The sequence below is a fragment of the Bacillus cereus group sp. BfR-BA-01360 genome, assembly GCF_022663595.1.
In the GTDB taxonomy this organism is placed as follows: domain Bacteria; phylum Bacillota; class Bacilli; order Bacillales; family Bacillaceae_G; genus Bacillus_A; species Bacillus_A cytotoxicus.
In genome coordinates this window covers 57,082-81,660 of the sequence record NZ_JAKUFV010000006.1, presented here as the reverse complement: position 1 = coordinate 81,660, position 24,579 = coordinate 57,082, and the positions used below count along the sequence as shown (strand labels likewise).

The following is a 24,579-nucleotide window of genomic DNA, read 5'->3' as shown; positions in this document are numbered from 1 at the left end:
TGAGCTTCTTTTTTATTGCACAATATGCTGCACGCGGCCAACTTGTCCGTCTTTCAATCGAACTTTAATCCCGTGTGGATGAGATGGTGCGTTTGTTAAAATATCTTTTACAATCCCTCGAGTGAGAGTACCAGTCCGTTGATTTTTCTTTAAAACAATATCTACTTCTAGATCAGGTGAAATATTCGCTCGTTTTTGTCCGTTCATTTATACACCTGTACGTCTACGTTGATTATTTGGCTTTTTTGTTTGTTGACTTTGTAACTTCTTTGTTGCTAGGTCTTTATTTTTCAGATTTTCTCCACCTTTATTTTCTTGCTTTTTCTTCGCAAGTTGCCCGCGCATTAAATCCGCCAAGCTTACTTTTTTATTCTCTGACATAGTGAGTCTCCTTTATATAAAGTACATTACAAACATGAGCTGTAAATTTCATCATATCATTGTTACAGAAGGAAAGGAAGTTGGTTTGCACATTCATATAATTCTTTCCACTTTATAACAGTTACGATACAATGAAATTGTTAATATTTGTAAAAAGGGGATAGGAGCATGTCACGTCATATTTTATTAATAGAAGATGACATTTCGATTCAAGAAATGGTCGAGAAATATTTATCAAAAGAAGGATTTCAAGTTACATTTGCTTCTGATGGAGAAGAAGGCGTTGCGAAATTTTTTCATGGATCATTTGACTTGATTATTCTTGATATTATGATGCCAAAGCTAGATGGTTTAGAAGTTGTGAGAATTATTCGCGAAAAAAGCGCTGTACCGATTTTAATGATGTCCGCAAAAGATACAGATATCGATAAGGCGGTGGGGCTAGGACTTGGTGCAGATGATTACATTTGCAAACCATTCTCTATGATTGAATTGGCAGCGAGAGCAAAGGCAAGTATTCGAAGATTTACAAAGTATTCAGCTACGGAGCAAAAAGAAGAAATGATTGAGATTGGTGATTTGAAAATAGATCCGATTAACTTCACTGTGTATAAAAAAGAAAAACAGTTAAAACTTACTTTAAAAGAATTCGAAATTTTGAAATTGTTCGCAAGGAATCAAAATCGTGTATTTACAAAAGCGCAAATATATAATCTCATTTGGAATGAAGAATACTATGGCGATGATAATGTTATTAACGTTCATATGAGAAGATTACGTGAGAAAATTGAAACAGATCCATCCAATCCAGAATATATTAAAACATTATGGGGAATTGGCTATAAGTTGGAAGTGATGTAGCATGTTTTCTCTGCTCATGATTGTTATTTTTATATTATTAGGTGTCATTTATTTTCAATATAGAATAGGGAAAAGCAAGAGTGCGAATATACGTTATACGTATGAAAAATTAGAGAATATTATAAAACAACAAACCGGTGAGAAATTATTAGTTGTAACGGATGATAAAGAACTACAACAATTATTAGTAGCAATTAATCATTTATTAGATGCGAAACAAAAAACGAATGCGAATCATGCGAAGGTTGAAATTTCGATGAGAAAGATGCTTTCTAACATTTCTCATGATTTGAAAACGCCGCTCACTGTTATTCTTGGATATACGGAAATGTTAAATAAAGATAAAACGATGAATAAAGAAGAACAACACATACTGTTAGAAAAGGTACATGTAAAAACGTTAGAAGTAATGGAACTTATTCATAAATTCTTTGATTTGGCGAGATTAGAATCTGGAGATAAAGCAATTGAAATAACAAAGGTGAATATGAATGAAGTGTGCCGAGAAAAAATTTTAACGTTTTATGATTTGATAACGACTAAAGGGTTTGAGGTACATATTGATATACCAGAGAAAAATATGTATGCATTTGGGAATACAGAAGTATTAGGTCGTGTGTTAAATAATTTAATATCCAATGCCCTTACGTATGGATATGATGGAAAAATACTTGGTATTACGTTAAGCGATGATGAACGATATGTATATGTTGATGTATGGGATCGCGGTAAAGGAATTAATGAATCACATATTGATAAAGTATTTGAGCGTATGTATACGTTAGAGGATTCAAGGAATCGACTATATCAAGGTAGTGGTCTTGGACTCACAATTACAAAACGACTGGTAGAAGCTTTAGGGGGAGAAATTCATCTTTTTAGTAAGCCATATGAAAAAACAGTATTTACGATTATGCTGAGAAAAATCGATTTTTAGCTTGTAGAAATAGGATTCTACAAGCTTTTTTAAGCGTAAGGAAGGGGTAAGAAAAAAGAGACCTTCATTGTCTATGCTAGAGATATAAAGGAGAAAATGAAATGACATATATATTAAGAACGAATCAGTTAACAAAGGTGTTTCAAGGAAAAGAAGTAATTTCGGACGTAAATATGCATGTGAAAAAAGGGGAAATTTACGGGTTTTTAGGACCAAATGGTGCCGGTAAAACAATGATTATGAAAATGATTGCAAATTTAATGAAACCAACGAGCGGAGAGATTGAAATTTTTGGCGAGAAGTTAACAGGTACATCATATGAAGTGTTAAAACGTATGGGAATGATGATCGAGTACCCTATTTTTTATGAAAAATTAACAGCTCAAGAAAATTTATATCTTCATTGTGAATATATGGGTTACTATGATAAGAATGGAATACAGCAGGCGTTACATCTTGTCAATTTACAAAACGTGGAGAATAAGAAAGTAAAAGACTTTTCATTAGGGATGAAACAAAGATTAGGAATTGCAAGAGCCATTTTAACGAAGCCGGAGTTACTAATTTTAGATGAACCAATCAATGGTTTAGATCCAGTCGGGATTAGAGAATTACGCGACTTATTAAAAATGCTTTGTAAAGAATATGGAATTACTTTATTAGTCTCTAGTCATATTTTAGGAGAAATGGAGCAAATGGCAGATACAATTGGGGTCATTCAAAATGGAAAATTGCTAAAAGAAGTTTCAATGAAGAGTATTAATGGAAAACAAACGGAGTATATTGAAATTTCGGTTCCAGATGTGAAGCGTGCAGCTTACATGTTAGAAAATAAACTTTACATAACGAATTACAAAATAATGAGTGGAAATGTGATTCGTGTGTATGAAATGACCGTGATGCAGCAAGAAATTTCTAAAACGTTAATTATGAATGATGTGGAAATTGAAAGTATAAACAAAAAACATAGTTCATTAGAAGAATATTTTTTAAATATTGTGAATGAAGAGGGGATTCGTGCTTCATTTAATGAGATTTGAACTTATAAAATTTAAGTTATGGCCGATTATAAGAGGGGCGTTTATTGCGATATGTGTTTTTTCTCTACTTGTAATATTACTTATGTTTGATGGTGAGTTTACACATTATGATGAAGTATTTAGATTCATTGATATTTTTATGAGAGGAATCTATATCATATTTGGCGCGAGTTTAATTGCAAAATTTATTCAAGAGTTTCAAACGAAAACAATGCCGGTTATGTTTATGTACCCAATTAATCGAAAGAAAATGCGGATGGCTAAAATATGTATTATTATGATCGTTACCTTGCTTCTTATTCTCATTTCTGAAGGGATTGTTTTTTGCCTTTTTTTATATATTGAATTTATATAAACCAGTTATTACAGAATCACTCACGCCAGCAATTGTTAGTAAAAACGCCATTATGCTATTTGTAAACGCAGTAGCAGTAACGGGAATTAGCTTAATTCCCGTTTACTTCGGGATGAAGAATTATTCAGTTCGTACAACGTTTATATCAGCAATCATCATTATGTGTCTTGTAACGTCAAGTATAAACGGTGAATATTCTTTGTTTCATATTATCGCGATTCCTCTTGCGCTAGCTTGTGTAGGATTGCGTATAGAGCGATAAGGAAAATTGAACAAGTAGATTTGTATAAATAAAAGAAGTGTATGAGAAAATCAGTGGTTTACTTTAAGTATTGTTTTGCTAGGAATAGGAGATGTGTTCAGAATAATAAATTGAAGCAAGGGGGCTGATTATGGATTTGTTGGTACTTAATCTAATAGGCGGGGTTATAGCCCTTTTAATCGGAGGAATTTTATATTACAGACGCCCTGAGCAGAAAGCTTTTTTACTTTTAATGGCGATAGGGGGAGTAGATATCATTATAACTGTAATGAGAATGCTTTTAAAATAGAAGCAGGGAGGGAAGAAAATGTTGCAACTTATGAAGCTAGAAATGAAGAAATGTAAGCTTGGGTGGTATGTGAAGGGGGCGATCATCGCAAATATAGTGATGGTTGCGATGTTGTTTCTTGCAAGCTATGTGTCACAAATTGAAGGAGATGTAGAACTAAGAAATTCTCAAATGATGCTTTCAATGGCTAGTGCAATGGTGCGAGGAACATTTATTGTCTTTGCAGGAGTATTAATTGCAAAACTAGTAATTGAAGAATATAAAAACAAAACAATATTACTTATGTTTTCGTATCCAATTAATCGAAAGAAAATCATTGCTAGTAAGCTATTAATCACGGCAACGCTAACGTTTGTAACAGTTTTATTATCCAATATTTTTGTAATAGGTGTCTTCTTTATTTTGAATCGTTATATGCTAGTTATTCCGAATACAATAACGGTAGCGGAGTTGATGCAAGAAGGGATAAAAGTGATTCCTTTTGCCATTGCAGCTGCAGGAACAGGTTTAATTCCATTGTATTTTGGTATGCGTAAATATTCTGTTCCAGCAACGATTGTGTCTTCCTTAATTGTTGTAATGATTGCATGTCAAAGTCAACCAGAGTTCTCATTAGCAACCTTTTTTCCGCTTCAATTCGCACTTGCGGCTATTGGCATTATGATTGCTTATTATGGAATTAGAAATATTGAGAATGAAGATGCGCTGTAAAGTTTCACATGAAACAAGTTACAGAAAAAGACAAGGTTCTCAATCGAGGCCACTGAAAAAGTGGTTACTTTGAGAAAATAACACGCATTTTATCAATATGTTGAAATTAAAAAGGATCCCATAACCTTTATATAGTAGGTGGTGGGATCCTCTTTCTTATGAAGTGGAGTTTTTCAGTGCCCTCTTCTCAATCCCTTGTCTTTTTCCATTATTACATTTTGGGAGCTTCCATTCCTGCAGCTGCCCATTCTTCCTTTGCAGGGCCGTAAATACCAGGAACTTTCAAATCGGCTTGGCGCATAAGTACAGTCATTTGACCACGATGATGATTTTGGTGGTTGATTAAAGTCATTAAAAAGATAGAATTAGGCATTGGACGCCCAAAGAAGTCATTTATTGTAGCTAAATCTTTATCAGTCCACTGTGTTTGAATCGCTTCAACAAATGATGCATTTACTTTACGATAATTCTCCGCAATTGCTTTTGCTGAAGTTGGTACAGGATAATCTTTTGTCTCCCCTTCAAACTGTAAACCTGTTCCTGATAGAATGACCGGAACGGCCGTAACGATATGCCAAGCAACTCTACCTAAAGTCCAATGATCAGGCGTAATTTCTTGTGTTAACGATTCATCAGTTAATGTCTCTAATACTTTTTGTGTAGAATCAGCCTCATATTTCCATGTTTTTAAAAAGCCCTCAATTGTTTGAAACATGTTATCCCCCCCTATGGTTATTTAAATGATAAATTCACGAGAGAAGACGTTTTTCCTTCTTTTTATTTTATCCTGTAAAAGCCCGATTGGTGAGGGCTCATAATCAGTGGGGAATGAAGAAAAACCCCACGAATTAAAGGTTCACTTTATGTCACTTTGCTACAGTGTGTACATACATTTAGGAAGCAATGTTGAAGAAGAGTGAATTCGTTAAAAAAAGACAAAAGTACAAGCAAAATAAAATTTGCTGCATGTAATAACTATTAGGATATGGGGAATAAAGTGTTGCGTATCAAAGATTGGTTGTAGACCGAATCAGTTAATGTTTTATTCGGTTACGAAAGTGTATGTTAAAGATAAAAAATGAAGGAAGGAATCACCATGTCTCAATGGTACAATCATTTTCATACAAATTGTGGTTGTAATAAAACAACATATATTCATTCGTGCTGTTTTAGCTGCGATGGGACGGTTCCTAAAATTGGTCCAACCGGTCCAACGGGAATAACAGGAGCAACCGGTCCAACCGGTCCAACGGGAATAACAGGAGCAACCGGTCCAACCGGCCCGACCGGTTCAACGGGAGCAACTGGCCCAACTGGTCCAACGGGTGTTAGTGTAACGGCAACGTACGCTTTTGCCAATAATACATCTGGTGGGGCTATATCTGTTCTTCTTGGCGGAACGAATGTACCGCTTCCAAATAATCAAAATATTGGTCTAGGTATTACTGTTTCTGGTGGGAATACCGTATTTACTGTTGCAAGTGCAGGGAACTACTATATTTCATATACAATTAATATAACAGCTTCGTTATTAGTAAGTTCTCGAATTACTGTTAATGGCTCACCGCTTGCGGGAACCATTAATTCCCCACTAGTGGCAACGACTTCATTTAGCGCGACAATTATTACAACGCTTGCGGCTGGTGACGCGATTAGTTTGCAGCTATTTGGAATATTGGCTGTTGCAACTTTATCAACTACTACCCCTGGAGCCGTTTTGACGATTATTAGATTGAGTTGATTTGAAATTAGAAATATTAGGTAATGAAGTTCCCTCTATTGTAATAAATGAATAGGGGAACAAGTACATAGAGGAAAAGTATTGAATAGTTGTATAAAAGTCAGAATATTATGATTGTAACGGAGTTATGGCTATAATATAATGAAAACAATCATCGTGAATGGGCATTCATTTTATAGTTACGAAAATGAAAGGAGGAGTAGGAATGGAAAAGCCTTGGTTAAAGAATTACCCAGAGGAAATTCCACATACAATTGCTTATGATACGCAGCCTCTTCATGTATATTTAGAGCAGATGTCTTCAAGATACCCAGAAAGGAAAGCGCTTCATTTTTTAGGGAAGGATATTACTTTTTCAGAATTAAATAGCAAGGTGAGGCAGTTTGCAAACTTTATTCAGAAACTGGGAGTGAAAAAAGGTGATCGAGTAGCGATTATGTTACCCAATTGCCCGCAAGCTGTCATTGGATATTATGGAACGCTACTTGCAGGGGGGATAGTTGTACAAACGAACCCTCTTTATACAGAACGGGAGCTAGAGTATCAATTACACGATTCTGGAGCGAAAGTAATTCTTTGTATGGATTTCGTATTTCCAAAGGTTGCAAGCGTTCAATCCACTACAAAACTTGAACATATTATTGTAACTCGCATTGCTGATTTCTTACCATTTCCTAAAAACCTTATTTATCCATTCATTCAAAGAAAGCAAACAAATCTCATCGTAAAAGTTGAAGAAAGTCATATGATTCACCTATGGAATTCAGTCGAAAAAGAGCGTGATACAGCGGTAGATATGCTTTGTGATCCTGAAAATGATTTAGCCCTTTTACAATATACGGGGGGGACGACAGGATTTCCAAAAGGAGTTATGTTAACGCATAAAAATCTTGTATCGAACACTTTAATGGGAATTCATTGGTTATATAATTGTGTAGAGGGGGAGGAAGTTGTTCTTGGTGTGCTGCCGTTTTTCCATGTATACGGAATGACTGCTGTGATGAATTTAAGTATTATGCAAGGGTATAAAATGGTACTCATTCCAAAGTTTGATATGAAAATGGTTTTTGAAGCAATAAAGAAGCATAAAGTTACACTATTTCCAGGAGCTCCGACCATTTATATTGCCCTTTTAAATAGTCCGCTTCTAAAAGAATATGATATATCTTCTATTCGTGCTTGTATTAGTGGTTCTGCTCCATTACCTGTAGAAGTACAGGAGAAGTTCGAAAGGATTACTGGTGGTAAATTAGTAGAAGGATATGGACTGACAGAATCATCACCAGTTACTCATAGTAATTTTCTATGGGAAAAACGTGTGCCAGGAAGTATCGGTGTTCCGTGGCCAGATACAGATGCCCGTATTGTATCGCTTGAAACAGGAGAAGTATTGCCACCAGGTGAAATTGGTGAGATTGTGGTCAAAGGGCCTCAAATTATGCAAGGGTATTGGAATAAACCTGAAGAGACAGCAGCAGTGTTGCAAGATGGCTGGTTGCATACGGGTGATGTTGGTTATATGGATGAAGAAGGTTTTTTTTATGTGAAAGATCGTAAAAAAGATATGATCGTTGCCAGTGGTTTTAATGTGTACCCACGCGAGGTAGAAGAAGTATTATATGAACATGATAAAGTACAAGAAGCGGTTGTAATCGGAATTCCTGATCCATATCGCGGTGAAACTGTAAAGGCTTATATTGTCTTAAAAGAAGATGAAGTTTGCTCCGAAGAAGAATTGGATCGATTTGCTCGTAAATATTTAGCTGCTTATAAGGTCCCAAAAGTATATGAGTTTCGAAGTGAATTACCAAAGACAACAGTTGGTAAGATTTTACGACGAGCTCTTATTGAAGAAGAGCAAAAAAAGAAAGAGGATGAACAAACGGGCTAAGGCCCTTTCTTTTTGAAAATATAGGATTGACAATGTTTCAAATAGTCAGTAATATTAAAATATGAATGACTACTCATTCAGTCATCTTCTTGAAGGGGACAGTAAAGTGAAAAAGAATAGACCAAAATATAATCAAATTATTGATGCTGCAGTAATTGTGATTGCAGAAAATGGATACCATCAAGCGCAAGTTTCTAAAATTGCAAAGCAAGCTGGCGTAGCTGATGGAACAATTTATTTATATTTTAAAAACAAAGAAGATATATTAATTTCCCTATTCCAAGAAAAGATGGGAGAATTTATCGAAACAATTCGTCAAAAAACAGCAGGAATTGAAAGCGCTGTAGAGAAGTTATTTATGTTGGTAGAAATGCACTTCTTGCTGTTATCACAAAATGATTCTCTTGCTATTGTTACACAACTAGAGCTTAGACAATCCAACCAAGAACTACGCCTTAAAATAAATGAAGTACTAAAAGGATACTTACAAGTCATAGATGAAATTTTAGAAACAGGTATAGGACAAGGAGAATTTAGAGCGAATTTGAATGTTCGTGTAGCAAGGCAAATGATTTTTGGAACAGTAGATGAGGTTGTGACCAATTGGGTAATGAGCGATCATAAATATGATTTGGTCGCACTTTCAAAAACGGTACATGAGCTACTTGTTTTAGCTTGTGGCTATCGTCAATAATGGGAGGGATCAAGTTGAAATTCCTATCTGTAACAGTTGAAGACCATATTGCAGTGGTAACGTTCAATCATCCACCAGCTAATGCAATGTCTTCGCAAGTCATGCATGACGTAACTGAATTAATTGATCAAGTTGAAAAAGACGACAATATTCGGGTTGTTGTTCTTCATGGGGAAGGTCGCTTCTTTTCTGCAGGGGCAGATATTAAGGAATTTACTTCTGTTGAGGACGCAAAGCAAGCGACAGAGCTGGCGCAGCTTGGACAAGTTACATTTGAGCGCGTAGAAAAGTGTTCAAAACCAGTTATTGCAGCAATTCATGGAGCGGCACTTGGCGGTGGTCTTGAATTTGCTATGTCTTGTCATATGCGTTTTGCAACTGAAAGTGCCAAGCTTGGTTTACCTGAGTTAACATTAGGATTAATCCCTGGATTTGCAGGAACACAGCGATTACCTCGTTATGTTGGAAAAGCAAAAGCTTGTGAAATGATGTTAACAAGCACGCCGATTACTGGCGCACAAGCATTAGAATGGGGTCTTGTAAATGGAGTGTTTTCTGAAGAATCCTTGTTAGAAGAGACGATGAAAATTGCAAAACAAATTGCAGGGAAAAGTCCTGCAACAGTTCGTGCTGTGCTAGAGTTATTGCAAACGACGAAATCACCCCAATATTATGAGGGTGTGCAACACGAAGCGCAAATCTTTGGAGAAGTATTTACAAGCGAGGATGGAAGAGAAGGTGTAGCGGCATTTTTAGAAAAACGCAAGCCTTCATTTAGCGGTAGGTAGTACATTATTTTTTTAATATAAATTAACAGAATATTTAAATTGATGAAATCTTTCTAAAAAATAAGGGGGTAAATGGAATGAACATCTACGTACTCATGAAACGAACATTTGATACAGAAGAGAAAATTGTAATTAAGAATGGTGCAATTTATGATGGCGAAGCAGAATTCATCATCAACCCTTACGATGAATATGCGATTGAAGAAGCCATTCAAGTAAGAGATGCACATGGCGGTGAAATTACAGTTGTAACAGTTGGTGGTGAAGAGAGCGAAAAAGAACTTCGCACTGCGCTAGCAATGGGTTGCGACAAAGCGGTATTAATTAATATTGAAGATGATGTGGAAAATGGCGATCAATTTACAACAGCAAAAATACTTGCGGAGTATTTAAAAGATAAAGAAGCAGATTTGATTTTAGGTGGAAACGTAGCGATTGATGGTGCATCTGGACAAGTTGGTCCTCGTGTAGCGGAAGCGCTAAATATGCCATATGTAACGACAATTACAAAGCTTGAAATTGATGGTACAAAAGTGAAGATTGAGCGCGATGTTGAGGGAGATACTGAAGTGATTGAAACATCGTTACCGCTTTTAGTAACTGCGCAGCAAGGTTTGAATGAACCTCGTTATCCATCACTGCCAGGTATTATGAAAGCGAAGAAGAAACCGCTTGAAGACATAGAATTAGATGATCTAGATTTAGAAGAAGAAGATGTGGAGGCAAAAACAAAAACAATTGAAATCTACTTACCTCCTAAGAAAGATGCAGGTAAAGTGTTACAAGGCGAGCTGCAAGATCAAGTAAAAGAACTTGTATCATTGCTCCATACAGAAGCAAAAGTAATCTAATAAAATACGAAATTATATATACAGGAGGGAAAATCTATGGCTCGTAAAGTATTAGTAATGGGTGAGGTTCGTGATGGATCACTACGTAACGTTTCATTTGAGGCAATCGCAGCAGCAAAAACAATTGCAGAAGGTGGTGAAGTAGTTGGCCTTCTTATTGGAGAAAGTGTTGCTAGTTTGGCAAGCGAATTGATTCATTACGGTGCAGATCGCGTTGTGACAGTTGAAAGTGATACATTAAAATCATATACATCCGATGGTTATGCACAAGCATTTTTAGCTGTACATGATGAAGAAAAACCAGAGGGGATTGTATTTGGACATACAGCACTTGGAAAAGACTTATCGCCGAAATTAGCTGCAAAACTAGAAGCAGGACTTGTGTCTGATGTAACTGCTTTAGAAATTGCTGGCGGTAATGTTGTATTCACTCGTCCAATTTATTCTGGTAAAGCATTTGAGAAGAAAATTGTAACAGATGGTATATTGTTTGCAACGGTGCGCCCAAACAATATTACGCCGCTTGAAAAAGATGAGTCGCGTACGGGAGATGTATCATCTATTACAGTTGATGTAAAAGATTTGCGTACGATTATTCAAGATGTTGTTCGTAAAACAGCAACAGGTGTAGATCTTTCAGAAGCGAAAGTAATCGTTGCCGGTGGACGTGGAGTGAAAAGTGAAGATGGTTTTAAACCGTTACAAGAATTAGCTGATGTTTTAGGAGGGGCTGTTGGAGCATCTCGTGGAGCTTGTGACGCAGAATATTGTGACTATTCATTGCAAATTGGGCAAACAGGTAAAGTTGTTACACCAGATTTATACATTGCATGTGGTATTTCCGGTGCGATTCAACATTTAGCTGGTATGTCTAACTCAAAAGTAATCGTTGCAATTAATAAAGATCCAGAAGCAAGTATTTTTAAAGTAGCTGACTATGGCATTGTTGGTGACTTATTTGAAGTTGTACCACTTTTAACAGAGGAGTTTAAAAAGTTAAAAGTACATTCTTAATTCGATGATCTTTGCGTTTCAAGTGAATGACCCTTATATATAAGGAAATGTGGGAGATTTCTTGTCTCTCACTTTTTTATATGTATTTCTATATTTTTGTATAGTATAAAGGCACATTTTTTTGTTACAATACATAACGATACATAATATTCGCCACGTATATAAGATAATGATATACTCTTGGTAGAATACACTTGAAGGAGGAAATGAAATGGCAATTGTAAACGCAACTGACCAAAGCTTCGCAGCCGAAATAAGCGAAGGTGTTGTATTATTAGATTTTTGGGCACCATGGTGTGGACCTTGTAAAATGATCGCTCCTGTATTAGAAGAAATTGATGCAGAATTAGGCGATAAAGTAAAAGTAGTAAAAGTGGATGTTGATGAAAACCAAGAAACTGCTCGTCAATTCGAAGTAATGAGCATTCCAGCTCTTTTCGTCTTAAAAGATGGTAAAGTGGTTGATCAAGCATTAGGTTACAAACCAAAAGAAGCGTTAGTAGAATTAGTTTCTAAACACTTCTAAAAAGAAAAGCGTTGCCCTGTTGGCAGCGTTTTTTTCTTTTCATTAAAACTATTTTCCATTCATTTGTTTTAAAAAGTTCGGTCATTTGAAAACCAAACCCTTCTCCTATAATAGAGTCCATGCCACAATGAGGACAAATAGCTGTATTGTTGTTATCCACAATTTCTATTGGGTGGAAATTTTTTAAACAATAAAAATAGCCACATATGCAATCCTTTTCTAAGTAAGTTCTATTATGAGAGGAAAAATAGTGAGCATTCATGAACTATTTTTCCATTTTTATTTTCATTCTCCTTCTTCTTCTTTTTCTTTTTCTGATATACTCATTACTTTATCTCGCTATTTTAGGGCAGTAAGACTCTCATCTCAAGATTTAGAGAGAAGTAAAGATAAAGAGAAGCCTTACAGCTCAATTGCTTCATCTAATAATGAGCGGAGGAGGAAGAAAGATCCACTCACTAAAGTTTTTCTTTATATGTGAATTATTTTTTAAATCCATTGTGTGTCAAGCAGAAGGAAAATTCAGCATCATTTGCATGTAACATTATAAATAGAAGAGATTTTCCTTTTTTCTTATTTTCCGTTACAATGAAAGAACGTATGTTGGGGAGTGACAGAGATGTTCCTCTTTATAAATAGCGATGATACATATGGAGAATGGAGGTATGAGAGTGCACGAACATTTAAAAGAGAAGTTAGCAATTTTACCAGACCAACCAGGTTGTTATTTGATGAAGGATAAGCAGGGAACGGTCATATATGTCGGAAAGGCGAAAGTATTAAAAAATCGTGTGCGCTCGTATTTTACCGGTTCACATGATGGGAAGACACTTCGTCTTGTTGGGGAGATTGCTGACTTTGAATACATTGTGACTTCTTCCAATTTAGAAGCACTTATTTTAGAATTAAATTTAATTAAAAAGTATGATCCGCGCTATAATATGAAATTAAAAGATGATAAAACATATCCGTTTATTAAAATTACTGGAGAGAAGCAGCCGCGTTTGCTAATTACGCGAAAGGTGAAAAAAGACAAAGGAAAGTATTTTGGTCCTTATCCAAACTCACAGTCTGCACATGAAACGAAAAAATTACTAGATCGTATGTATCCGCTTCGTAAATGTACAAAAATGCCGGACAAAGTATGCTTATATTATCATATGGGGCAATGTCTAGCGCCTTGTGTAAACGAAGTAACAGATGAACAAAATAAAGAAATCGTTGATAAAATTACAAAATTTTTAAATGGTGGGCATAAAGAAATTCGTTCAGAATTAGAAGCGAAAATGTATGAGGCATCTGAGAAATTGGAATTTGAACGGGCGAAAGAACTGCGCGATCAAATTGCTCATATGGATGCAATTATGGAAAAGCAAAAGATGATTATGAATGATATTGTAGATCGTGATGTATTTGGATATGCAGTAGATAAAGGGTGGATGTGCGTGCAAGTCTTCTTCATTCGAAAAGGGAAGTTGATTGAGCGCGACGTTTCTATGTTTCCGATTTATGATGAACCAGAGGAAGGGTTCCTAACATTTATTGGCCAATTTTATGAGCAAAACAATCATTTTAAACCGAAAGAAATCGCCGTGCCAGGAAGTATTGATCCTGAATTAGTAGAGCGTTTTTTAGAAGTGGATGTAACGCAACCAAAGCGTGGGAAGAAAAAAGAACTTGTTGAACTGGCAAATAAAAATGCGAAAATTGCTTTAGAAGAGAAGTTTTATTTAATTGAACGTGATGAAGAGCGTACAGTAAAAGCAATTGAAAATTTAGGAGAACGGTTAGGAATTGACACACCGTATCGGATTGAGGCCTTTGATAACTCAAATATTCAAGGAGTAAATCCTGTATCGGCAATGATTGTATTTATTGATGGAAAGCCTGCGAAAAAGGAATATCGTAAATATAAAATCAAAACGGTTCAAGGCCCTGATGATTATGAATCGATGCGAGAAGTTGTGCGTCGCCGCTATACAAGAGCATTAAAAGAAGGATTACCGCTTCCTGATTTAATTGTTATTGATGGCGGGAAAGGGCATCTTGCGGCGGCAAGTGATGTTTTAGAAAATGAGCTTGGATTATATATTCCGATAGCTGGACTTGTAAAAGATGAGAAGCACCGAACATCTCATTTAATCATCGGAGATCCACCAGATCCTGTTATACTAGAAAGAAATAGTCAAGAATTTTATTTATTACAACGAATTCAAGATGAGGTACATCGATTTGCGATTACATTCCATCGGCAGCTGCATGGAAAGTCAGTTATTCAATCTGCTTTAGATGGAATTCCAGGAGTGGGAGAAAAGAGAAAAAAAGTATTGTTAAAGCATTTTGGTTCCTTGAAAAAAATGAAGGAAGCTTCTGTAGGGGAATTTGTTGAAGCGGGAATACCGCAACATGTAGCAGAAACCATTTATTCTTATTTAACGAACAACAAGACATTGTAGTTTACAATGTCTTCTATTTTTTGTTATAATTCCGTAATATTCTGAAATATGTGAATGATATATAAATTGTAAAGCAGTCAACTAAACATATATGTCTAGCTGACTGTTAGTAGAGAGATTATACTTCAATGATGTCTTTTACATCCCATTTTACAAGGAATGTGATAGAATCCGAACGCTTCTTTTGCTCTTCATAGGATTCGGCAACAACATTTCGTTGCCTTTGAATTTGTTCAGCAATAAAGCCAGCTTCTAATTGATAAGAAGAATGGCGTTTTTGTTTTTCACGTTCTATGATAAGTGGGCCAGTTAGCTGAAAATGCATTTCTCGTCGTTTATGCTCGATGATACTTAAAGTACCCCAGCCAGCTTTTTCAAAAAAATGAATCATTTCTTCAATTGTTTCTAGTGGGTATTTTCTAGCTAAGTTTCTACCAGCCCAGTATAAAATTTCATTTAATTCTTTACCAATTAAATCAGATAATAATTCTTCGCGAAGTAGCTCATAAGCGAATGCGTTCAAAGAAATATCCTGTAAAGATTCTACATCGACTTTATTTTTGCTCACAATATTCCCCTCTTTCTATAGGGATTATTATATAACATTTCTCGCTTATAAAAAACAGCACTTTCTACGGGAAAATATGAATATATAGGAAGAAAAAAAGAATTGGCAAATTATATGCAAATTATGTATACGTTTTCTTGACGCTTCGACAAAAATAGGAGTAAAATGAACTTGGTATCAAATTATGCTGAAATATTTCGAATAATTTTTTCAGTTTTTCTTATAGCAGTAGTGAAAAAACATTATTGTTATAAACTATTCTGAAAGCAGCAGTCAAACATTCAAGGGGGGTAATGGGGACATGAAAGGCCGCGAGTATACGTTTCGTAAGTGGCACTCATTAATGGGAGTCATCCCGGTTGGTGTCTTTTTGACGCAACACTTAGTAGTAAATAATTTTGCAACAAGAGGAGCAGAGGCTTTTAACAAAGCTGCTCATTTTATGGAGCTCCTTCCATTCCGGTATGCGCTAGAGATTTTTGTCATCTTTTTACCGATACTGTACCATGCAATATATGGATTATATATTGCTTTTACAGCTAAGAATAATGCAATATCATACAGCTATTTCCGCAACTGGATGTTCGTTTTCCAAAGAATCTCAGGTGTTATCACTCTTATCTTTATCTCCTGGCATGTTTGGGAAACTCGTATTCAAGCTGCGATGGGACAGCAAGTGAACTATGATATGATGGCGAATATTTTAGGAAATCCTGTTATGTTTGGTTTCTATTTAGTTGGGGTTGTATCAACAATTTTCCACTTTGCAAATGGGCTATGGACATTCTGCATTAGCTGGGGAATTACAGTATCACCACGTTCGCAACGTATCTCTACTTATGTAACTTTAGCAATTTTCTTAGGTTTATCTTATGTAGGTGTGAGTGCATTATTAGCGTTTGTTGATCCGCAGCTAGCAAATCAGTAAGGAGTGGGAGATCATGAAAGGGAAACTTATAGTAGTCGGCGGTGGCTTGGCTGGCTTAATGGCAACGATTAAAGCGGCAGAAGCAGGAGTAAACGTGGAATTGTTTTCTTTAGTACCAGTAAAACGTTCGCATTCTGTATGTGCCCAAGGTGGTATTAACGGTGCCGTAAATACGAAAGGTGAAGGGGATTCTCCATGGATCCACTTTGACGATACAATTTATGGTGGGGACTTTTTAGCGAATCAACCACCAGTTAAAGCAATGTGTGAAGCAGCACCTGGTATTATTCATTTAATGGATCGCATGGGTGTTATGTTCAACCGTACAGAAGAGGGACTTCTTGATTTCCGTCGTTTCGGTGGAACGCAACATCATCGTACAGCATTCGCTGGTGCAACGACTGGTCAACAGTTATTGTACGCATTAGATGAACAAGTGCGTCGTCATGAAGTAGCAGGACTTGTAACGAAATATGAAGGTTGGGATTTCTTACGAGCTGTTATTGATGATGAAGGTGTATGCCGAGGAATCGTTGCACAAGATTTACAATCTATGGAGATTAAAAGTTTCCGAGCTGATGCCGTGATTATGGCAACAGGGGGCCCTGGTATCATCTTCGGAAAATCTACAAACTCTATTATTAATACAGGTACAGCAGCATCAGCTATTTATCAACAAGGTGCATATTATGCAAATGGTGAGTTCATTCAAATTCATCCAACAGCAATTCCTGGTGATGATAAATTACGCTTAATGAGTGAATCTGCACGTGGTGAAGGTGGCCGTGTTTGGACATATAAAGACGGTAAACCGTGGTATTTCTTAGAAGAGAAATATCCTGCATATGGAAACCTTGTACCTCGTGATATCGCAACACGTGAAATCTTTGACGTATGTGTGGAACAAAAACTAGGTATTAATGGTGAAAATATGGTATATCTAGATCTTTCTCATAAAGACCCGAAAGAACTAGATATTAAACTTGGTGGAATTATTGAAATTTATGAGAAGTTTACAGGTGATGACCCTCGTAAACTACCGATGAAAATCTTCCCAGCTGTTCATTACTCAATGGGTGGATTATGGGTAGATTATAAGCAAATGACCAATATTCCAGGTTTGTTTGCAGCAGGTGAGTGTGATTATTCTATGCACGGAGCAAACCGACTTGGAGCAAACTCTTTACTATCTGCAATTTATGGTGGTATGGTAGCCGGTCCAAGTGCAATTGAATATATAAAAGGTCTAACAAAAGCATCGGATACTGTTTCATCAGCTGTCTATGAACAAAATGAATTGATCGAAACAGAGAAATTTAACAATATTTTATCATTAGATGGTAATGAAAATGCTTACATTCTTCATAAAGAACTTGGAGAATGGATGACGGATAATGTAACGGTAGTTCGTGAAAATAAAAAACTACTAGAAACAGATGATAAAATTCAAGAGTTAATGGAGCGTTATAAACGCATTAACATTAACGATACAGCAAAATGGAGTAACCAAGGTGCTTCATTTACACGTCAACTTGCAAATATGCTTCAATTAGCACGTGTTATTACAATTGGGGCATATAACCGTAATGAAAGTCGGGGAGCACATTATAAACCAGAATTCCCAGAGCGTGATGACGTGAACTTCTTGAAAACAACAATGGCGAAATTTGATGGCGAAGGAAATGCACCAGCATTCCATTATGAAGATGTTGATATTTCATTAATCAAACCGCGTAAGCGTGATTACACTTCAAAACATGAAGTAGCTTCTAAGGGTGAAGAGAAGGGGGATAAACAACATGCCTGAGAAAACAATCCGCCTCATCATTACACGACAAGACGGACCGAATTCACAGCCATATGATCAAGAATTTGAAATTCCATATCGTCCTAATATGAACATTATTTCAGCGCTTATGGAAATTCGTCGTAACCCAGTTGATGCAAAAGGAAATCATACGACTCCAGTTGCATGGGATATGAACTGTTTAGAAGAAGTGTGCGGCGCTTGTTCTATGGTGATTAATGGTAGACCACGACAATCATGTACAGCGCTTATTGATAAATTAGAGCAACCAGTTCGCTTACAACCGATGAAGACATTCCCTGTTGTACGTGACTTACAAGTTGATCGTAGTCGCATGTTTCATGCGTTAAAACGGGTAAAAGCTTGGATTCCAATTGATGGTACATATGATTTGGGAGCGGGACCAAGAATGCCAGAGAAAAAACGCCAATGGGCATACGAACTTTCAAAATGTATGACTTGTGGAGTTTGCTTAGAATCATGTCCGAATGTAAATAGCAAATCTGATTTTATCGGGCCTGCACCATTGTCACAAGTGCGTTTGTTCAATGCACATCCAACTGGTGAAATGCATAAGGCAGATCGCTTACGTGCCATTATGGGTGATGGTGGACTTGCTAACTGTGGTAACTCGCAAAATTGTGTACAGTCATGTCCAAAAGGGATTCCGTTGACAACATCCATTGCAGCTTTAAACCGTGATACAACAATTCAATCATTTAAGGATTTCTTTGGTAGCGATAATAACTATTAATAAATATTGCCTCTTCGATTTGAAGAGGCAATATTTATATAGATGCTTTTTTGAACTGACTTTAAAATTTTCTGTTTATTCAAAAAGGAGAGTTGATTATGAAGCAAATTTCGTATATCGAAGATTTTGAGAAATGGGAATGTGGTTTTTCATTTTATATTCCTGTGAAAGTTCGTTTTGGTGAAACCGATATGTTTGGCCATATGAATAACAGTGTAGCGTTTACGTATTTTGAAGAAGCTCGGATTGAATTTTTTAAAGAGCTTGGTTTTATGCAAGAGTGGACGCATAAGTCATCTGAAACAATGATTGTAGTTGCGGATCTTCAGTGTAATTTTTTGAAGCAAATTTTCTTTGATGAACACTTAAAAGTATATGTAAAAGCTGGAGCAGTGGGAAATTCATCATTGGACTTACACTATATGGTGAAAAATGAGTCTGGAGAAATTTGTTTAGTGGGCCGTGGAGCAATGGTACAAGTGTCTAAGAAAACAGGAAAAGGAGAATCATGGTTTAAGGAATGGAAGCAAAAATTATTGCAAAAATAAAGAGAGCGATTTCGCTCTCTTTATTTTTTATCATCCATTGCTTCTTCTAATGTTAAGTGGTGTTTATATAAGTATGTAGCATACGGATTCCCAACATAGCGTAGATGCCATGGCTCATATGCGTATCCGGTTATATCTGTTTTATCTTCTAAGTATCGAATGACAAAGCCGAATTTATGAGCGTGTGCTGCAACCCATTTCCCTTCTTTTGTATCTCCGAAAATAGGTTCTAATTGGTATTTTGCTGATTTAGAACTAATATCCATTGCAAGCCCAGTCTGATGTTCGCTTGTTCCAGGAATTGCGCTAACAGCTTCAGCTTCAGCCTTTCCTTGGCGTTTAATATATGTGTTATGTAAAGATTGTTGCCGTTTATAAGAGCGATATCCTGAAACAGCTATTAGTTCTAATCCATCTTCTTTTGCAGCTTGGAACATGTTCTCAAGGGCGATGGCAGCATTTTTACGAAGTAATGTTTTTTCTTTATCTTTAGGAGAGGTAAAGGGAACATTTGGTTTTATTAAATCTTTCGGTATATGGCCATCTGGTAATTTGCGATGTTTATTCACTAAGACAAGTGGTGAATCTGGGTTTGTAACGAGAGAAAAAGTACCATCTATTTTTTGAGCTGTATGAGCTGCTTTTGGAAAGGAAGGAATTTCTTCATTTGAATGTTTCACATGCTTTTGATCATCGACTGCTTTCACTTCATTTCGCATGAATGAGTGAGAGCTGAAATAAGCGAAGGATGTGATGCCGATTATAGCGGTAGCGGTAGAAATAAAAACTATTTTTTTCATAAAGATGCTTATTCTCAGTCCTTTCTTCTTAAACTTATATTGTTTTTATTATAAATCTAGTTTGTAGAAAAAGAAATATAAGAGTCGTAACGTAATAGAATTGCAAAGAAAATGTCAGAAAATGTTTGAATATGTAGTTTTTTTTAGAATAATATTTCTAAAATCTTTCGTGAAATTGATTTTTTATGTAATATATATACATAAGAAGATGTAACGATTATTGAGAGTGGATAACTTCTTGGATAAGCTAGGAGTGAAAGGGAATGGATTTTGCAACAATTATTGGAATTATATTAGGTTTGGTTGCAGTAATAGTAGGGATGTTCTTTAAGGGAGCTGAGGTAGCAGCTTTATTAAACCCTGCTGCAGCACTTATTATTTTTGTTGGAACAATAGCAGCGGTATGTATTGCATTTCCAATGAATCAATTGAAAGGAGTTCCGAAGTTATTTAAAGTTCTTTTTGGTTCAAATAAAAAGGATTTAAGCTATGAACAATTGTTAGAGTCATTTGTTCAATGGACATCCGAAAGTCGGAAGTACGGTATTTTATCTTTAGAACAACAATTAGATGGCATTCAAGATGAATTTCTATTACGTGGTATGAAATTTGTTATTGATGGTGTGTCGGCTGAAGATTTAGAGCGAATTTTAGAAGCTGAATTGGAGGCAATGGAGGAACGTCATGCAAAAGGTGCGGCTATATTTTCGCAAGCTGGTACATATGCACCGACGCTTGGGGTTTTAGGAGCTGTAATTGGCCTTGTAGCTGCTCTAGGTAATTTAACCGATATTGAGAAGCTAGGGCATGCGATTTCAGGGGCATTTATCGCAACCATTTTTGGTATTTTTTCAGGGTATGTATTATGGCATCCATTTGCCAATAAGTTAAAGCAAAAATCTGCAGCAGAATTAGAAAAGAAACGATTAATTATCGATTGTTTATTAATGTTACAAGAAGGTACATATCCATTTATTATGAAAAATCGTATTTTAGGCGCACTTTCTGCTTCTGAGCGTAAAAAGCTAGAAAAAGGAGCGGAACAAAATGAGGAGTAAAAAGAGTAGAAAAGGGAAAAAGAAAAAACATGAGGAACATATTGATGAAACATGGCTTATTCCATATTCTGATATGTTAACGTTGTTATTTGCCCTTTTTATTGTTTTATTTGCTATGAGTAGCATTGATGCAGCGAAATTTAAACAGATGGCTCTTTCTTTCCGAAGTGAACTAGCAGGGGGAACTGGGAATAAAGAGTTTTTAAGTGACCAGAAACCAAAAAAGAAAGAAGAGTTATCAACAGACAGTTTGGAAGCTGAAAATATTAAAAAACAAGCAACAGAAAAAGCTGAAGCAGAAGTAAAACAGCGAGAAATGAACGAATTAAAAGCTGTACAAAAAAGTATTGATCAATATATTGAGGAAAGACAATTATCATCTTCTTTTAAAACAAAGCTAACGGAACAAGGCTTGATGATAACGATATTAGAGAATGTATTATTTGATTCGGGCAAAGCGGATGTGAAACCAGAATCGCTAAATATTGCGAACGAGATGTCTCATTTGTTACTTTCAGCTGCTCCACGTGAAATTACGGTATCAGGTCATACAGATAATGTACCGATAACCAATTCTCAATTTTCGTCAAACTGGGAATTAAGTACACAGCGAGCTGTAAATTTCATGCAAGTGTTGCTTCAAAATAAACAGTTAGACCCAGCGAAATTTAGTGCCACTGGATATGGGGAATATCGTCCGGCTACTTCAAACGATACATCGGAAGGGAAAGCAAAGAATCGACGTGTAGAAGTGTTTATCTTACCTTTACAAGGAACGATAAAGTAGGAGAATGTCTTCAGTTTAAAATATGGTAGATAAAAGAAAAGGATGGTGAAAGCCATCCTTTTCTTATTTTTCATCAAATGATTGTAAGCTGTTTCGACGAATTTTATCTTTCTCTGTATTGGGTTTTTTGAAGTTGCAAATAATTGATTTTATATTATATAGTAAAATATAATATTTGTATAAAACATTATATATTTGTGTGATTATAATTGATAATAGGTAGTTTTCGATTTGCAATTTTAAATGAATGATGGATAAATTAGGTATATGAGAATAAAATATCATGATAGAGAAGGGGAGGAGTTATCATTTGAGTTTACAAATACAAAAGTTAACAAAAATATTTGGCGAATCAAAAGCAGTTAATCAATTACATATTTCATTACCGAAGGGAGAAGTATTAGGATTACTTGGCCGAAACGGTGCAGGAAAAACAACGACGATCAAAATGCTTCTCGGTTTATTAACGCCGAATGAAGGATCCATTACATGGGATGGGAAAGCCATTTCTGAAAGTGGTGTAACGATTGGGTATCTTCCGGAAGAAAGAGGATTGTATACAAAAAGTAGAGTAGTGGATCAACTTCGCTATTTTGGTAGATTAGAAGGAATGACGAAAAAAGAAGTAGACCGCGCGATTGATCGCTGGTTAGAAAAACTCGCGATTCCAGAATATAAATATAAAATGGCAGGAGAGCTTTCAAAAGGAAATCAACAAAAAATACAATTAATTGCTGCACTTCTTCACGATCCAGAGCTTCTTATTTTAGATGAGCCATTTAGCGGGCTTGATCCAGTTAATGCTAGTATGCTCGCAAATATAATTGAAGAGCAAATACAAAAGGGAAAAACAATTATTTTATCAAGCCATCGTATGGAACAAGTGGAAGCGTTTTGTCAACACGTCTGTATTTTAAAGAAAGGGGAAGCGGTTGTAGAAGGGAAACTAAGCGACATAAAAAAAGAATACGGTTTTCGTAACTTAACAATTGAAGATGTGATAGAAAATGAACAGGCATTGCAAGCCTTACATATTTCGTACGAAAAACAACAAGGATTGCTATATGTGAAAGTCCATGATGATGCAGAAGCTTTAATGATTTTAAAGAAATTGCAGGAACAAGGTATAAGCTTAAGACAATTTAAAATGTTAGAGCCGACGCTAAACGAAATATTTGTAGAAAGGGCGAAATAGTGATGCGTAAATTTTCTCATGTATTCTCATTTTATTTTAGGGAATCATTTCTTTCTAAAAAGACATTAATTACGAGCGGTATTTTATTTTTACTTATATTTGGTGTCTTTGCTTTTAATCACTTTGCATTTGGTGGAGATAAAAGTAAGGATAAAGATAAGATTGCAATTGTAGTAGAAACTTCTACTTATAAAGTACAAGAAGATGAATTGAATAAATTGTTACCAGATGCGAAGGTGAAATTGGGTACGAAAGAAGAGTATGATAAGTTACATAAGCAAGTTGAAGAAGGCGATTTAGATGGGTTGTTTCATATAACAGAAAAGAATGGAATCCCAGAAGTGAAATATATATATAGTGGATTTCCGAACGAAGCAGAATCTGCGGTTATAACAAAGTATTTCAAACAACAATATACACAAATAACGATTACTACGAATAATATTTCACCGGATGTAGCACAGAAATTACAGGTGGAAATTCCACTAAAAGAAGAAGCGATAAAAGATCGTGCGAGCATATTTGGTATCGGGTATTTCTTTACATTTATACTATACATGTTTATTCTCATGTATGGGAATGCGATTGGAACGAGTATTGCATCCGAAAAGGCTTCTCGCGTTATGGAAGTTATGATTCCGAAAGTAAAACCAATCATATTGATGTATGCAAAGGTTATAGCAACAATTGCAACGGCCTTATCCCAGCTATTAATTGCAGCTTGTGGATTTTTCATTCCATATGCAATTGGTTGGGTTGATTTTGACAATTCCGGGATGTTCGGACTGTTTCTAAATTTTGAGGCGTTAAATTCATTTGTCATTAGTATGTTCTTAATCTACTTTGTGACAGGATATTTATTGTATGCAATGCTATATGCAGCTATGGGAGCAGTTGTATCTAAAACGGAAGATTTGCAAACTGTTGCAACGCCAATTATATTTTTAGCAATGGGCGCACTTTTCATTAGTATTAAAGCATTAACAGATCCAAATAGTACACTTGTTGTAATTAGTTCTTATATCCCATTCTTTACGCCGATGGTTACATTCTCTCGTATTGTTGCTGGTGAGGCAGGGGCTATAGAGATTAGTACTACATTAGCGATTTTATTCCTAACGATTGTAATCATTAATTGGATTGCAAGTCGCATTTATGTCAATGGTGTTATGAACTACTCTGATAAAGTGAAATTTAAAGATTTAGCTAAGTTTATGAAGCGTCAATAAGGATAAAAGCATGATTTTCTAAGGAGAATCATGCTTTTTCTTTATGTATAAAGAAGAAATGGTATATAATAGTATGTATGTTTTTTGATAGAATGAACGTAAAGGAGG

Annotated in this window: 29 protein-coding genes; 23 read left to right on the top strand and 6 right to left on the bottom strand. The window is 35.7% G+C overall.

From position 1 onward, the window contains the following. Nucleotides 1–12: 12 nt before the first annotated feature. Both MR056_RS07965 and MR056_RS07960 read right to left on the bottom strand, forming a co-directional pair. Nucleotides 13–207 (bottom strand): YwbE family protein, encoded by a 195-nt coding sequence (locus MR056_RS07965; protein ID WP_012095693.1) that lies wholly within the window; start codon nt 205–207, stop codon nt 13–15. Further along, nucleotides 208–381: a hypothetical protein gene (locus tag MR056_RS07960; RefSeq protein ID WP_012095692.1), complete on the bottom strand. Its 174-nt coding sequence runs from the start codon at nt 379–381 to the stop codon at nt 208–210. A gap of 168 nt (nt 382–549) precedes the next feature. Between MR056_RS07960 and MR056_RS07955 the strand changes: the two genes are divergently transcribed. The 7 genes from MR056_RS07955 (at nt 550) to MR056_RS07925 (ending at nt 4,836) form a co-directional block, all read left to right on the top strand. After that, nucleotides 550–1,242: a response regulator transcription factor gene (locus MR056_RS07955; protein ID WP_012095691.1), complete on the top strand. Its 693-nt coding sequence runs from the start codon at nt 550–552 to the stop codon at nt 1,240–1,242. A 1-nt stretch (nt 1,243) separates the two neighbouring features. Next, entirely contained in the window at nt 1,244–2,179 is a 936-nt protein-coding gene (locus MR056_RS07950) for a HAMP domain-containing histidine kinase (RefSeq protein WP_012095690.1), read from the top strand. A gap of 101 nt (nt 2,180–2,280) precedes the next feature. Then, nucleotides 2,281–3,219 carry an ABC transporter ATP-binding protein gene (locus tag MR056_RS07945; RefSeq protein WP_012095689.1) on the top strand — a complete coding sequence of 313 codons (939 nt, stop codon included), beginning with the start codon at nt 2,281–2,283 and terminating at the stop codon, nt 3,217–3,219. After that, the gene (locus MR056_RS07940; RefSeq protein ID WP_306464851.1) at nt 3,182–3,574 is read left to right on the top strand and encodes an ABC transporter permease; all 393 of its coding nucleotides are present in this window, start codon (nt 3,182–3,184) and stop codon (nt 3,572–3,574) included. Before MR056_RS07945 ends, MR056_RS07940 begins: the two co-directional genes overlap by 38 nt. Then, nucleotides 3,537–3,836, top strand: a complete 300-nt coding sequence (locus tag MR056_RS07935) for a hypothetical protein (RefSeq protein WP_235436500.1) — start codon at nt 3,537–3,539, stop codon at nt 3,834–3,836. The genes MR056_RS07940 and MR056_RS07935 overlap by 38 nt, the downstream gene beginning before the upstream one ends. Before the next feature lie 130 nt (nt 3,837–3,966). After that, nucleotides 3,967–4,125: a hypothetical protein gene (locus MR056_RS07930; RefSeq protein ID WP_087095399.1), complete on the top strand. Its 159-nt coding sequence runs from the start codon at nt 3,967–3,969 to the stop codon at nt 4,123–4,125. A gap of 18 nt (nt 4,126–4,143) precedes the next feature. Then, nucleotides 4,144–4,836 carry an ABC transporter permease gene (locus MR056_RS07925; protein ID WP_012095688.1) on the top strand — a complete coding sequence of 231 codons (693 nt, stop codon included), beginning with the start codon at nt 4,144–4,146 and terminating at the stop codon, nt 4,834–4,836. A gap of 211 nt (nt 4,837–5,047) precedes the next feature. On the opposite strand, the gene MR056_RS07920 is transcribed toward MR056_RS07925, so the two are convergent. Then, on the bottom strand, nt 5,048–5,551 hold the full coding sequence (locus MR056_RS07920) for a DinB family protein (protein WP_012095687.1): 504 nt from the start codon (nt 5,549–5,551) through the stop codon (nt 5,048–5,050). 381 nt (nt 5,552–5,932) lie between these two features. Here MR056_RS07920 and MR056_RS07915 point away from each other — a divergent pair, with 381 nt between their 5' ends. From MR056_RS07915 to trxA, 7 genes are all read left to right on the top strand, one after another. Beyond that, on the top strand, nt 5,933–6,577 hold the full coding sequence (locus MR056_RS07915) for a BclA C-terminal domain-containing protein (RefSeq protein WP_242136540.1): 645 nt from the start codon (nt 5,933–5,935) through the stop codon (nt 6,575–6,577). 205 nt (nt 6,578–6,782) lie between these two features. Then, a complete protein-coding gene (locus tag MR056_RS07910; protein ID WP_087099269.1) occupies nt 6,783–8,468 on the top strand; it encodes a long-chain-fatty-acid--CoA ligase in 1,686 nt (561 codons plus the stop codon). Between the two features lie 106 nt (nt 8,469–8,574). Continuing rightward, a complete protein-coding gene (locus MR056_RS07905; protein ID WP_012095684.1) occupies nt 8,575–9,162 on the top strand; it encodes a TetR/AcrR family transcriptional regulator in 588 nt (195 codons plus the stop codon). Next, nucleotides 9,162–9,950, top strand: coding sequence for an enoyl-CoA hydratase (locus MR056_RS07900; RefSeq protein WP_081428404.1), 789 nt, complete (start codon nt 9,162–9,164; stop codon nt 9,948–9,950). Before MR056_RS07905 ends, MR056_RS07900 begins: the two co-directional genes overlap by 1 nt. A 77-nt stretch (nt 9,951–10,027) precedes the next feature. After that, nucleotides 10,028–10,801: an electron transfer flavoprotein subunit beta gene (gene etfB / locus MR056_RS07895; protein WP_012095682.1), complete on the top strand. Its 774-nt coding sequence runs from the start codon at nt 10,028–10,030 to the stop codon at nt 10,799–10,801. A gap of 36 nt (nt 10,802–10,837) precedes the next feature. After that, the gene (locus MR056_RS07890) at nt 10,838–11,815 is read left to right on the top strand and encodes an electron transfer flavoprotein subunit alpha/FixB family protein (protein ID WP_012095681.1); all 978 of its coding nucleotides are present in this window, start codon (nt 10,838–10,840) and stop codon (nt 11,813–11,815) included. A 211-nt stretch (nt 11,816–12,026) separates the two neighbouring features. Continuing rightward, nucleotides 12,027–12,341, top strand: a complete 315-nt coding sequence (gene trxA, locus MR056_RS07885) for a thioredoxin (protein WP_012095680.1) — start codon at nt 12,027–12,029, stop codon at nt 12,339–12,341. Here the strand turns inward: trxA and MR056_RS07880 are convergent. Beyond that, nucleotides 12,328–12,603, bottom strand: coding sequence for a hypothetical protein (locus tag MR056_RS07880; protein WP_235436503.1), 276 nt, complete (start codon nt 12,601–12,603; stop codon nt 12,328–12,330). The two genes, trxA and MR056_RS07880, sit on opposite strands and share 14 nt — an antisense overlap. Before the next feature lie 409 nt (nt 12,604–13,012). Between MR056_RS07880 and uvrC the strand changes: the two genes are divergently transcribed. Next, a complete protein-coding gene (gene uvrC, locus MR056_RS07875; RefSeq protein WP_041810057.1) occupies nt 13,013–14,797 on the top strand; it encodes an excinuclease ABC subunit UvrC in 1,785 nt (594 codons plus the stop codon). Nucleotides 14,798–14,915: 118 nt separating this feature from the next. On the opposite strand, the gene MR056_RS07870 is transcribed toward uvrC, so the two are convergent. Next, nucleotides 14,916–15,365: a YslB family protein gene (locus MR056_RS07870; protein ID WP_087099267.1), complete on the bottom strand. Its 450-nt coding sequence runs from the start codon at nt 15,363–15,365 to the stop codon at nt 14,916–14,918. Between the two features lie 301 nt (nt 15,366–15,666). On the opposite strand from MR056_RS07870, the gene MR056_RS07865 reads away from it, so the two are divergent. The 4 genes from MR056_RS07865 (at nt 15,667) to MR056_RS07850 (ending at nt 19,402) form a co-directional block, all read left to right on the top strand. Continuing rightward, entirely contained in the window at nt 15,667–16,293 is a 627-nt protein-coding gene (locus MR056_RS07865; protein ID WP_012095677.1) for a succinate dehydrogenase cytochrome b558 subunit, read from the top strand. 13 nt (nt 16,294–16,306) lie between these two features. Continuing rightward, nucleotides 16,307–18,100, top strand: coding sequence for a succinate dehydrogenase flavoprotein subunit (sdhA, locus tag MR056_RS07860; protein WP_048724103.1), 1,794 nt, complete (start codon nt 16,307–16,309; stop codon nt 18,098–18,100). Next, nucleotides 18,093–18,854 (top strand): succinate dehydrogenase iron-sulfur subunit, encoded by a 762-nt coding sequence (gene sdhB / locus MR056_RS07855; protein ID WP_012095675.1) that lies wholly within the window; start codon nt 18,093–18,095, stop codon nt 18,852–18,854. The genes sdhA and sdhB overlap by 8 nt, the downstream gene beginning before the upstream one ends. Before the next feature lie 98 nt (nt 18,855–18,952). Further along, the gene (locus tag MR056_RS07850; RefSeq protein WP_012095674.1) at nt 18,953–19,402 is read left to right on the top strand and encodes an acyl-CoA thioesterase; all 450 of its coding nucleotides are present in this window, start codon (nt 18,953–18,955) and stop codon (nt 19,400–19,402) included. Nucleotides 19,403–19,422: 20 nt separating this feature from the next. On the opposite strand, the gene MR056_RS07845 is transcribed toward MR056_RS07850, so the two are convergent. After that, nucleotides 19,423–20,202, bottom strand: coding sequence for a M15 family metallopeptidase (locus MR056_RS07845; RefSeq protein ID WP_087099265.1), 780 nt, complete (start codon nt 20,200–20,202; stop codon nt 19,423–19,425). Nucleotides 20,203–20,465: 263 nt separating this feature from the next. Between MR056_RS07845 and motA the strand changes: the two genes are divergently transcribed. The 4 genes from motA (at nt 20,466) to MR056_RS07825 (ending at nt 24,471) form a co-directional block, all read left to right on the top strand. Beyond that, entirely contained in the window at nt 20,466–21,260 is a 795-nt protein-coding gene (gene motA, locus MR056_RS07840) for a flagellar motor stator protein MotA (RefSeq protein WP_012095672.1), read from the top strand. Then, on the top strand, nt 21,250–22,047 hold the full coding sequence (gene motB / locus MR056_RS07835; RefSeq protein WP_012095671.1) for a flagellar motor protein MotB: 798 nt from the start codon (nt 21,250–21,252) through the stop codon (nt 22,045–22,047). The genes motA and motB overlap by 11 nt, the downstream gene beginning before the upstream one ends. A 310-nt stretch (nt 22,048–22,357) precedes the next feature. Continuing rightward, nucleotides 22,358–23,242, top strand: a complete 885-nt coding sequence (locus MR056_RS07830) for an ABC transporter ATP-binding protein (RefSeq protein ID WP_140388438.1) — start codon at nt 22,358–22,360, stop codon at nt 23,240–23,242. A gap of 2 nt (nt 23,243–23,244) precedes the next feature. Then, the gene (locus MR056_RS07825; RefSeq protein ID WP_087099261.1) at nt 23,245–24,471 is read left to right on the top strand and encodes an ABC transporter permease; all 1,227 of its coding nucleotides are present in this window, start codon (nt 23,245–23,247) and stop codon (nt 24,469–24,471) included. The last annotated feature ends 108 nt before the right edge of the window (nt 24,472–24,579 follow it).

Excerpts from the sequence above, each read along its gene's own strand:
- MR056_RS07925 (WP_012095688.1), top strand. The coding sequence starts at position 4,144 with ATGTTGCAACTTATGAAGCTAGAAATGAAGAAATGTAAGCTTGGGTGG.
- MR056_RS07900 (WP_081428404.1), top strand. The coding sequence starts at position 9,162 with ATGGGAGGGATCAAGTTGAAATTCCTATCTGTAACAGTTGAAGACCAT.
- MR056_RS07910 (WP_087099269.1), top strand. The coding sequence starts at position 6,783 with ATGGAAAAGCCTTGGTTAAAGAATTACCCAGAGGAAATTCCACATACA.
- MR056_RS07940 (WP_306464851.1), top strand. The coding sequence starts at position 3,182 with ATGAAGAGGGGATTCGTGCTTCATTTAATGAGATTTGAACTTATAAAA.
- MR056_RS07890 (WP_012095681.1), top strand. The coding sequence starts at position 10,838 with ATGGCTCGTAAAGTATTAGTAATGGGTGAGGTTCGTGATGGATCACTA.
- MR056_RS07915 (WP_242136540.1), top strand. The coding sequence starts at position 5,933 with ATGTCTCAATGGTACAATCATTTTCATACAAATTGTGGTTGTAATAAA.
- MR056_RS07945 (WP_012095689.1), top strand. The coding sequence starts at position 2,281 with ATGACATATATATTAAGAACGAATCAGTTAACAAAGGTGTTTCAAGGA.
- MR056_RS07880 (WP_235436503.1), bottom strand. The coding sequence starts at position 12,603 with ATGAATGCTCACTATTTTTCCTCTCATAATAGAACTTACTTAGAAAAG.
- trxA (WP_012095680.1), top strand. The coding sequence starts at position 12,027 with ATGGCAATTGTAAACGCAACTGACCAAAGCTTCGCAGCCGAAATAAGC.
- MR056_RS07965 (WP_012095693.1), bottom strand. The coding sequence starts at position 207 with ATGAACGGACAAAAACGAGCGAATATTTCACCTGATCTAGAAGTAGAT.
- sdhA (WP_048724103.1), top strand. The coding sequence starts at position 16,307 with ATGAAAGGGAAACTTATAGTAGTCGGCGGTGGCTTGGCTGGCTTAATG.
- etfB (WP_012095682.1), top strand. The coding sequence starts at position 10,028 with ATGAACATCTACGTACTCATGAAACGAACATTTGATACAGAAGAGAAA.
- MR056_RS07930 (WP_087095399.1), top strand. The coding sequence starts at position 3,967 with ATGGATTTGTTGGTACTTAATCTAATAGGCGGGGTTATAGCCCTTTTA.
- motA (WP_012095672.1), top strand. The coding sequence starts at position 20,466 with ATGGATTTTGCAACAATTATTGGAATTATATTAGGTTTGGTTGCAGTA.
- sdhB (WP_012095675.1), top strand. The coding sequence starts at position 18,093 with ATGCCTGAGAAAACAATCCGCCTCATCATTACACGACAAGACGGACCG.
- MR056_RS07950 (WP_012095690.1), top strand. The coding sequence starts at position 1,244 with ATGTTTTCTCTGCTCATGATTGTTATTTTTATATTATTAGGTGTCATT.
- MR056_RS07960 (WP_012095692.1), bottom strand. The coding sequence starts at position 381 with ATGTCAGAGAATAAAAAAGTAAGCTTGGCGGATTTAATGCGCGGGCAA.
- MR056_RS07850 (WP_012095674.1), top strand. The coding sequence starts at position 18,953 with ATGAAGCAAATTTCGTATATCGAAGATTTTGAGAAATGGGAATGTGGT.
- MR056_RS07920 (WP_012095687.1), bottom strand. The coding sequence starts at position 5,551 with ATGTTTCAAACAATTGAGGGCTTTTTAAAAACATGGAAATATGAGGCT.
- MR056_RS07955 (WP_012095691.1), top strand. The coding sequence starts at position 550 with ATGTCACGTCATATTTTATTAATAGAAGATGACATTTCGATTCAAGAA.
- motB (WP_012095671.1), top strand. The coding sequence starts at position 21,250 with ATGAGGAGTAAAAAGAGTAGAAAAGGGAAAAAGAAAAAACATGAGGAA.
- MR056_RS07865 (WP_012095677.1), top strand. The coding sequence starts at position 15,667 with ATGAAAGGCCGCGAGTATACGTTTCGTAAGTGGCACTCATTAATGGGA.
- MR056_RS07845 (WP_087099265.1), bottom strand. The coding sequence starts at position 20,202 with ATGAAAAAAATAGTTTTTATTTCTACCGCTACCGCTATAATCGGCATC.
- MR056_RS07825 (WP_087099261.1), top strand. The coding sequence starts at position 23,245 with ATGCGTAAATTTTCTCATGTATTCTCATTTTATTTTAGGGAATCATTT.